At 27.7% G+C, this 8,750-nt stretch carries 8 protein-coding genes; 6 read left to right on the forward strand and 2 right to left on the reverse strand.

Features of this window, described 5'->3' with window-relative positions:
• Positions 1-5 precede the first annotated feature (5 nt).
• The 5 genes from FMAG_RS03520 to FMAG_RS03540 are packed head-to-tail and all read left to right on the forward strand — an operon-like array spanning position 6 to position 5,934.
• A complete protein-coding gene (locus FMAG_RS03520) occupies positions 6-473 on the forward strand; it encodes a hypothetical protein (RefSeq protein WP_005884091.1) in 468 nt (155 codons plus the stop codon).
• Between the two features lie 2 nt (positions 474-475).
• Positions 476-1,951: a WG repeat-containing protein gene (locus FMAG_RS03525; RefSeq protein WP_005884092.1), complete on the forward strand. Its 1,476-nt coding sequence runs from the start codon at positions 476-478 to the stop codon at positions 1,949-1,951.
• Between the two features lie 2 nt (positions 1,952-1,953).
• Positions 1,954-2,343: a hypothetical protein gene (locus FMAG_RS03530; RefSeq protein WP_005884093.1), complete on the forward strand. Its 390-nt coding sequence runs from the start codon at positions 1,954-1,956 to the stop codon at positions 2,341-2,343.
• A 29-nt stretch (positions 2,344-2,372) separates the two neighbouring features.
• On the forward strand, positions 2,373-5,435 hold the full coding sequence (locus FMAG_RS03535; protein ID WP_005884094.1) for a hypothetical protein: 3,063 nt from the start codon (positions 2,373-2,375) through the stop codon (positions 5,433-5,435).
• A 10-nt stretch (positions 5,436-5,445) separates the two neighbouring features.
• The gene (locus FMAG_RS03540) at positions 5,446-5,934 is read left to right on the forward strand and encodes a hypothetical protein (RefSeq protein WP_005884095.1); all 489 of its coding nucleotides are present in this window, start codon (positions 5,446-5,448) and stop codon (positions 5,932-5,934) included.
• A 73-nt stretch (positions 5,935-6,007) separates the two neighbouring features.
• Here the strand turns inward: FMAG_RS03540 and FMAG_RS03545 are convergent, their stop codons facing one another.
• Positions 6,008-6,781, reverse strand: a complete 774-nt coding sequence (locus tag FMAG_RS03545) for a glucose 1-dehydrogenase (protein ID WP_005884096.1) — start codon at positions 6,779-6,781, stop codon at positions 6,008-6,010.
• Positions 6,782-6,863: 82 nt separating this feature from the next.
• Positions 6,864-8,222, reverse strand: coding sequence for an MATE family efflux transporter (locus tag FMAG_RS03550; RefSeq protein WP_005884097.1), 1,359 nt, complete (start codon positions 8,220-8,222; stop codon positions 6,864-6,866).
• A 300-nt stretch (positions 8,223-8,522) separates the two neighbouring features.
• On the opposite strand from FMAG_RS03550, the gene tnpA reads away from it, so the two are divergent.
• On the forward strand, positions 8,523-8,750 hold a 228-nt coding region (gene tnpA / locus FMAG_RS13730; protein WP_005884099.1), incomplete at its 3' end, for an IS200/IS605 family transposase.

Raw genomic sequence — 8,750 nt, forward strand, 5'->3', positions numbered from 1 at the left:
CAAAAATGTTCAAAAAATTAGTAATTTTAATATTAATTTTATCAACTACAACCTTTGCAAAAATAATGGTAAAAGTTTATGAACCTATAAGGTTTAAAGATATAAATAGTAGTGAAATTGGAAATATAGTAACAGGTGAAGGAATAATAGAGATTTTTACTGATAATTTCGAGGAGGATTTTGGTAAAAAAGTAATTTTAAAATTTCCATCAGATGGGTTAATGACAAATTCAAAAAAATGGTTAAATGTTGATAAATATATGATAGATGAAGGGAATAGAGAGATAGATATTATACAAGAGAGAAGAAGAGTAAAAGTATATGCTATCTTAAAAAAGACACAAATAGATGACAAAACATATACAGCTGAGCAATTAGAAGGAGAATATGTAGGATATGCTCCAGTTATAGTTGAAGTATATGGACGGTTGATTAAAAATCTAGAAAGTGATAATAAAAATAGCGAGGAATAGAGATGAAGATATTATTAGTTTTATTTTTATTAATATCTAAATTAAGTTTTTCATATATTAATATTTATCCAGTAAAATTTGTAGAAAGAATTGATAATGAGGGAGCTTATAAAAAATTTGTGCTTTATAATAAAAGTGAAGATAGAGTAAGATATAGGTTTTATTTTGAAAAAACTAATAAGAAAATGGATATGAGTGATTGGTGTAGTCTATCTTTAACTTCATTAGAATTAGAACCTCTAGAGAGAAAAGAAATAGTAATTTTGTGTAAAGCTCCAGAAAATGTTTTAAGTGGAAGATATACAGCCAAATTAGCAATAAAAGAAGTAGATGTAGTTTTAAAGGATAGGAAGTTACAGCATAAAAGATATTTAACAAAATTAATTTTGAATATGGTTGGATATGTAGGGGAGAGAGGAGTAGCTATGTTAAAAAGTGAAGAGCTCAATCTCGAAGGTATAAAATTTATAGATATTAATGATAGTAATTTAATATTTACTAGGCAAGGTAGAACTTACATATATAATCTTGAACAGAAAAAAATTCAAAATAATTATGATGGGGAAATTTTAGAGAGAGTAAATGATAGATATATATTGAAAATAAAAAATAGATATGAACTTAGAAATCTGGATTTTTATGATAAAAGTTTAAGCTTTGAAGAGGTCTTAGAGAGTGGAAATATAGGAACCTTTATTGTTAAAAAAGATAATAAATATGGAGTTATAAATAAAGATGGTAAGATTTTGATTGATTTTAAATATAAAATTTTAGAGAAATTTAAAGGAGAGTTTTCTATTTATCAAAACTTTGATAATCATAAAAAAGGGATAATTGATTCAAAAGGAAAGATTTTATTAAACCCTATTTTTGATGAACTTTATATAACGAAGAATGGAAATTGGTTAGGAAAGAAAAAAGGACTCTATTTTACTTCTAATATGAAAGTTTTAAAAATAGATAGAATTATTCCAAATAAAAAAGATATTTTAGTTTATGAAAAAGACAATAAATATGGACTTATAAATTTATTTAATTTGAAATTTACTGAAAATATTTATGAAAATATAAGTCAAGAGGTAGATACTGGGTTCATTATAGAAAATGAAGGGAAATATAGTTTAATAAAGAGTGGAGAATTTTTTGAAAATAAAATTGAAAATGATGTAGATACTCAACATGATTATATTATAAAAATTGATGATGATATATATGGATTAGGTAATTTTAAAAGAAAAAGTTTGAAATACTATAACCTTTATACTGGAGTTAAGTTAGAACAAGAATTTAAAAATTTAAAAAAGGGAAGTTCAGAGGTAGTAGTTGGAGAAGTAAAAGATGAATACTACTTTATAAGAAGCAGTGATAGTAAAATAATAGCTAAAACAAAGAAAGATAATTTAATATATATCAATAAAAAATATATTCTTCTAAAGGAAAAAATAGACTACAAATTAATAAATATACAGGAGATTTAAAAATGAAATATTTCAAATTTATATACTTTGTTTTAATATTATTTTTAATAAGAGATAATATCTTTGCAATTTCTATCGATTCTCTTGATTTTAATCAAAAGTTAAAAAAAGGGGAAAAAGTTGAAAAAATAATGACGATTGCAAATAATAGTAATGAAACTTTAGAATATATTTTAGCAATTGATGGAACTAAAAACATAGGAATTGATCATAAAAAATTTAGTTTAAAGTCTAAAGAAACTAAAAGAATCAGTTTTAAGATAGTAGCAGAGAGAGAAGTAGGAGATAAAGATTTTTTTATAATAATAACAGAGAGAAAATTGGAAAAAATAGATGGAATTACTACAAACTTTAGGTATAGAATAAAACAAAAATATACAGTTGTAGAATAAAATGAATATAGTTTCGTAAGGGGATAAAAATGAAAAAAATTATACTTATATTTTTATTGTTATCAAGTTATTTAGTATCTTTTTCAGAAATAGAACAGGAAGATGTAACTAAAAATCCATTGAGAGAGGTAACAACATATACTACAGCTCGTATAAGAGAGAAAGCAATACTTGATTTAACAGTAGAAAAACTTAATATTAGGGGGATAACATATTCTAAGTTAGAGGATGGAAATATGGTATTTGAAATAAATAAAACAGAGGGAATAATACCTAAGTATCTTGTAACTACTTCAACAGATTTAATTCCTAGGGATATTAAAGTAAATGGTAAAAATATTAATAGAGATACAAAAGGTAAAAAGTTAGAGTTTACTTATAAAGAAGATATAGAAAACCTAAGGGATAACATTTACATAGAAATAGCTCAAAATTTTACCCCACCTTTGTATATTTCAAAACTTGATAGCAAAACAGGAAAATTATTAGAAGTATATGAATATAAAGAAATACCAAAGACCAGAAGAGCAAGAAGTACAGGAACAGTTAATCCTGGAAATACTACTTTAAATAGTTTTTATTTAGGAAAGATGATACCAGGTGAAATTCTAGAAAAAGGTGGTTTTTCTATGGATGGAGGAAAGGAGTATACAGAGTGGTTTAATGGCATAGAGGGAGGATTTGAAAATAAATCTATGACTTTTAATAAGAGAGACACTTCACAAAATATACCAATTAATGCTACAGTATCAGTTTGGTGGGATATAGAATTACTAAAAGGGTATACAATAAATGATGTTTGGGAATTTGATAAAACAAAGCAACTTACTGGAGTAAGTGATTCTACATCTTCAAAAATAGCTCATAAAGTTATTTATGCAGCTGATTGGAGAGGAACATGGTGGACATCAGTTCCACAAGTAAAATTGTATCATGGTTTTACAATAAATATTCCATCTAGTTATAAAAATAAAGCATTTGGACTTTATGGGATAAGAGAATATGAAATTCCAGGAAGAGTTTTACGTACAAGTGATAAAAAGGGAAATATTTATGATATTACCACTCCAGAACTTATTGAATTTTTAGTTCAAAGAGATCCAAGAACTATAAATGTAAGAGTAGTTAGAGAATCAAATCCAATTATTACAATGGGTGGACAAGTATATTCTAAATTCAGTTTAAATAATTTTTCACAGCATGGCTATAGTTTTAGGTTTAGCTATAATACAGCTGGAAAAGATGCTGGGAAAGGAATAAGCATAGGTCCTTATGATGGATTACTGATTCCAACAAATTTACCCTCAGGAACTTATGAAATAGATGTAGTAGCACAATTGTCAGGGATTAATGATAATTTACAAATTGGAGGACAACCAGATAAAATTATCATAGAATATGAAAGACAACCTGATATTTTAACTCTTAAGGAGTTAGATTTAAGAAGTTTTCTAAGTAATACTTGGGGACGTTGGAAAGATATTTTTGCAGAGTTAAAAGCTTATGATGGGGACTCAAATAGCTCAGGAGAAAAATATAGTTTTAAAGAGCAAATACTTTCTGGTCTAAAATTTGATTTGAAAAAAACCAAGAAGATAAAACTTTTTAAAGAGGGAATAGAAGTAGCTAATAGTATCTCTCATAGTAATGGAAGAGTTGATGTAAATTATGAAGACTTGGGTTTTGGGATAGATGGTGGAGAACTTTTAGGAGAGTTTTTTATAGATAAGAAAGGTTATTATTACTTTGGAGATGCTGAATATAGACTTGATTTTTATGATGAAGAGGATAGATTATTTGGACGAATGAATATCTCTGTAATAAAAGATAGGGGAATAGATATTGGAAGTGTTAGTTATGAGGTTGATAATCTATTAATAGATTATATGAAAGCTACAGGAACAGGACAGTTTTTTATTGGAATGTCTGATAATATTGGAGCTTTCCAACAAAATAAGTATAAGGATTTAATAATTAAAGGAAGTGGAAGTTATATTAACAGTGAGATTACTTCCATTATTCCTAAAGAAGTAGTAAATGTTACTGAAAATGGAACTGCTAATTTAGGGTTTAAAGTAAAATCTAATAGTAGACAAATAGATAGAGGGGCAGGAGGAGGACAAATTAGAATTTCATATAATAGAGATAATTCATCAAGAGAGGTAATTTATTATAATTTGATAAATACTGCAGTTACTTTATCAGATCTTCAAGATAAAATTATATTTAATCTTAAAACTTTGAATGAAAGTAATTCTTATAGTGATAGTTTCTATACTGGATTTCAAATAGATGATGGAAGAGTTTATGAGATGAAATATGAGTTTGTTAAATCTACTAAAACTTCATATAAAGAGGCTAGTTATACAATAGATACAACAGATTTTCAAGTTGGGAAAGAGTATACTTTTGATTTATCAACAGGTGATGAGATAGTAGCTAATGGAAATACAACTAAAAAGAAATTAACAAAATCGGGAGAAGTATTTGAATATTCTCTTTTAGGAAATTCTAATCCTGATATGGCAGCCTTTACAGTAGAAGATTTAGCATCTAAACTTTCAACAGCAGGTTTAGATAATTACACTATAAAACTTGAAAAAGATAGTACTAATAGAAAAACACTATTAAAAATTAAAAAGAATTCTAGTGTAAAATTAGAAAATAAAAAGCTAGAAGGAAAGATTAATTTTTACGATATAACTGTAGGAAAGATTACATTAAATATCTCAGATAAAGGGCCATCTTTTGAGTTAATAGATGATGGAGAGTTAGATTTTGGAATTTTAACATACGATTCATACAATACTTATGTAAAAGGAGAAAAGATATTTTCGGTAAAAAATCCGAACTCATATCCTATTACTTTCACACTACAAAAAAATTCTGGAATATTGACAAGTGTTTCTAGCTCTACTAGTACAATTCCTGTAGAAAATCTTAAAATAACCCAAAGTAAAAAAACTCCAATAAATGGAGTTAATACATTTTTACTAGAAGGGTATGCTAAGCCATATCCAAATATGGCCTCAGGAGAGTATACAGGAGAGATAATGATAGATATTACAATTGATACAACTAGTTCCAATTAAAGGAGAGCAGATGAAAGGAAGATATTTGTTAATATATTTATTTATAATTTTTTCTAGCTTATTTGGATCAGATGGGAATATTACTGTAAAAATGAAAGCAAAGGTTTTAGATCCTACAGATCTTTATTTAGAGGTTATTCCAATCACCAATGCTATAGATGATGGAAGTAAGATGTATTTTGATTTTGGAGAATTAGTAAAAGGAAGTAAACAAGAGTTAGTTGGAAAGTTTCAAGCTAGGTTAATGAGGGGAGGAGTTGCACAAAATATTGAAAACGTTAAAGCTAGTTTAATTAAAGAAAGTTCCTCCCAAGAAGAGAAGAAAATAGTTTCATTGTTAGATCAAACTGACTTGACATATATATTAAGTGGAGAAACAGAAAAGAAAAAATATAATGGAAGTATTAGAATAATAGCTGATACTTCTAAAGGTAATAGTACTGGGAGATTTATAGATAATAGTGTAAAAATAAAGGTGTTAGTAACAAATAATAATTAGAATAAAAAGCTAAAGAGAGTCTTTACTTCTTTAGCTTTTTATATTATATTTTTATTTTTAATATATAATTATTTTAATCTAACTCTTGAGTTCCTCCACCATTGACATAGATTACTTGCCCACTTGTCCAAGCAGATGCAGGACTAGCAAAATATAGTACAGCCATAGAAATATCTTCTACATCTCCAAGTCTTTTTAAAGGAGTTTTAGCAAGCATCTTAGCTTCTATCTCTGGAGTAAGAACAGTTCCTAGAGCATGAGTTTTGATAGCTCCTGGACCAATAGCATTAACTCTAATTTCTGGACCTAAATCATAGGCAGCATATTTAGTAGCTTGATTAACAGCTGCCTTAGAACTTCCATAGATAATCATATTGTGGCTAACCATATTAGCTGACATAGAGCTGATATTGATAATTGAGCCATAACTATCAGCTTTCATATGAGGAGCACAAAGTTTTGTTAAGATAAGTCCACTGAAAAGATTTAAAGTATATGTTTTAGTAATATACTCTAAAGTAAGAGATTCTATAGACTCACGTCCAGCACCTCCTCCACCAGCATTGTTAACTAAAATATTAACTTTTCCAAAAGTTTTTACAGTAGTATCTACAAGATAGTTTAAATCCTCTTCCTGTAAGACATTACATTTTACTCCAATAGCTTCTACACCAAATTTTTTAGCCTCTTCAGCTGTAAGATTAGCCTTCTCTTCATTTAAATCACTACAAACTACATAAGCTCCAGCTTCAGCAAGTTTTAATGCACTAGCTTTACCAATTCCATCTCCAGCTCCAGTAATAATAGCTACTTTTCCACTTAAATCATATTTTTCTTTTATTGACATAATATCAACTCCTTTTATTATCTCTTTCTCCCTAAGATAATAATATCTGATTCTATTATACTACATTAAAGTAAAATATCCTTTATTTTAAAATTCTTCTTTTTAAATGTTTGTGGAAAACAAAATAAAAAGTTACAGTTGAGGCAATAGAACCTATTAAATCAGCAACTGGCTGAGCAAAAAAAGCAAATCTAGCTGTAAAAAATAGTGGTAATAAATATGTACTAACCATATATATAAATTTTCTAAATACCGATAAAGAGAAAGCTGTTTTTATTCTTCCAACTGCTGTAAAACCATCTACGAAACAGTATTGGAAAGATAGAGGAATTACAGCTAGGACACTTACCTTTATTCCCCAAAGAGAAACTTCAGAAAGAAGTACATTATCAGTAAAAAATCTAATAAACTGTGGAGCTAAAAATCTTGTAGAAAAAAACATAATTGATGTAAGGCAAAGAGCAAATATTACAATATATTTTTCAGCTTTTCTAACCCTATGAATTTTTCTTGCTCCATAGTTATAGCTTAAAATAGGTTGTGTTCCTCCAGTTAAACCTATAAGTGGTCCTGTTATAAGTAAAAGATAACTCTGAATAATAGTAGCAGAAGAGATAAGTAAATCTCCTTCAGCTATACCTCCATATTTTTGTAACATCATATTTAAAATAATCAGTATAAAACTATCAGTAGCTAGTATAAAAAATGGAGAAAATCCAAAAGTTATAATCTTTATCATAATTTTTTTTGAATAATTTCCAAAGGTAATGGGGATAGGTATTTTATTTCCTCTTAAAAATAAGAAGGCAAATAAAAATGAAAGAAATTGAGCAATAACAGTTGCCCAAGCAGCTCCAGCAACTCCCATATTAAATCCAAAGATAAAGACTGTATCTAGAATAATATTTGTAATAGCTCCTATGATAACAGTTAACATTCCTATAGTAGCAAAACCTTGGCAAGTTATAAAAAAGTTTAAACCGATAGCCATAATAGCAAAGAAACTTCCTAATGTATAGATAGTAAGATAGGTATTAGCATATGGAAATGTAATCTCACTAGCTCCAAATAACATAATTAAGCTATCTTTTACAAGTAAGAAAATAATAGTAAGAGCTATACTAACAACAGAAAGAGCTAAAAAACTGTTAGATAAAATCTGTTTAGCTTTTTCATTTTCCTTTGCTCCCATCTGTATAGACATATTGATAGATCCTCCTAGTCCTATCAGAGTACCAAAAGAGGCTAAAAAAGTAACAATAGGTCCACATACTCCAACTCCGGCTAAAGCAATAGGACCTATCTCTGGAATATTTCCAATATACATTCTATCCACTATGCTATAAAGAAGATTAACTAACTGAGATAGCATAGCAGGTATAGCTAATTTGAAAACTAAGCTTAAGATAGAATCTTTTCCTAAATCATTTGATAATTTCATCTTTTCACTCCCCTATAAATATCGTACTCTGTATTATATCATAAAATTTAAAGAGAGTGAATTTTTTATTAAAATAATTGATTGTATGTTGCTTGATTAAAAATTATTTTTGATAAACTTTAAAAGGTCTTCATTTCTATTTTTGATTTTTTCTCTTCCCCAGAATGTACCATCTTTTTTAACCTAACGGGCAAGAAGTCGCCCACCTCTATAGGTGGTGCGATGAATTGCCCTATTGTTTTTTAGAAGACAAAGTGATATAATACAATCAGTAGATATATAAAAATATGAGTAAAAACAATGGAATTAGATAGTAATTGTCATTCAGTATTTTTGCTGTATTATCACTTAGTTCTTGTAGTAAAATATAGAAGAAATGTATTTGATGACACAATTTCTGAATTTGCTAAAGATATGTTTGTAAGAATTGGAGTTCCGTATCATATAACTTTAGTACAATGGAATCACGATAAAGACCACGTACATATAATGTTCAAAGCTCATCCTAAAACAGAATTGACTAAATTC

Origin of the sequence: Fusobacterium mortiferum ATCC 9817 (assembly GCF_000158195.2) — a bacterium.
GTDB classification, from domain to species: Bacteria; Fusobacteriota; Fusobacteriia; order Fusobacteriales; family Fusobacteriaceae; genus Fusobacterium_A; species Fusobacterium_A mortiferum.

What these genes read in the sequence shown, in the direction of transcription:
- FMAG_RS03520 (WP_005884091.1), top strand. Translation starts at nt 6, where the DNA reads ATGTTCAAAAAATTAGTAATTTTAATATTAATTTTATCAACTACAACC.
- FMAG_RS03525 (WP_005884092.1), top strand. Translation starts at nt 476, where the DNA reads ATGAAGATATTATTAGTTTTATTTTTATTAATATCTAAATTAAGTTTT.
- FMAG_RS03530 (WP_005884093.1), top strand. Translation starts at nt 1,954, where the DNA reads ATGAAATATTTCAAATTTATATACTTTGTTTTAATATTATTTTTAATA.
- FMAG_RS03535 (WP_005884094.1), top strand. Translation starts at nt 2,373, where the DNA reads ATGAAAAAAATTATACTTATATTTTTATTGTTATCAAGTTATTTAGTA.
- FMAG_RS03540 (WP_005884095.1), top strand. Translation starts at nt 5,446, where the DNA reads ATGAAAGGAAGATATTTGTTAATATATTTATTTATAATTTTTTCTAGC.
- FMAG_RS03545 (WP_005884096.1), bottom strand. Translation starts at nt 6,781, where the DNA reads ATGTCAATAAAAGAAAAATATGATTTAAGTGGAAAAGTAGCTATTATT.
- FMAG_RS03550 (WP_005884097.1), bottom strand. Translation starts at nt 8,222, where the DNA reads ATGAAATTATCAAATGATTTAGGAAAAGATTCTATCTTAAGCTTAGTT.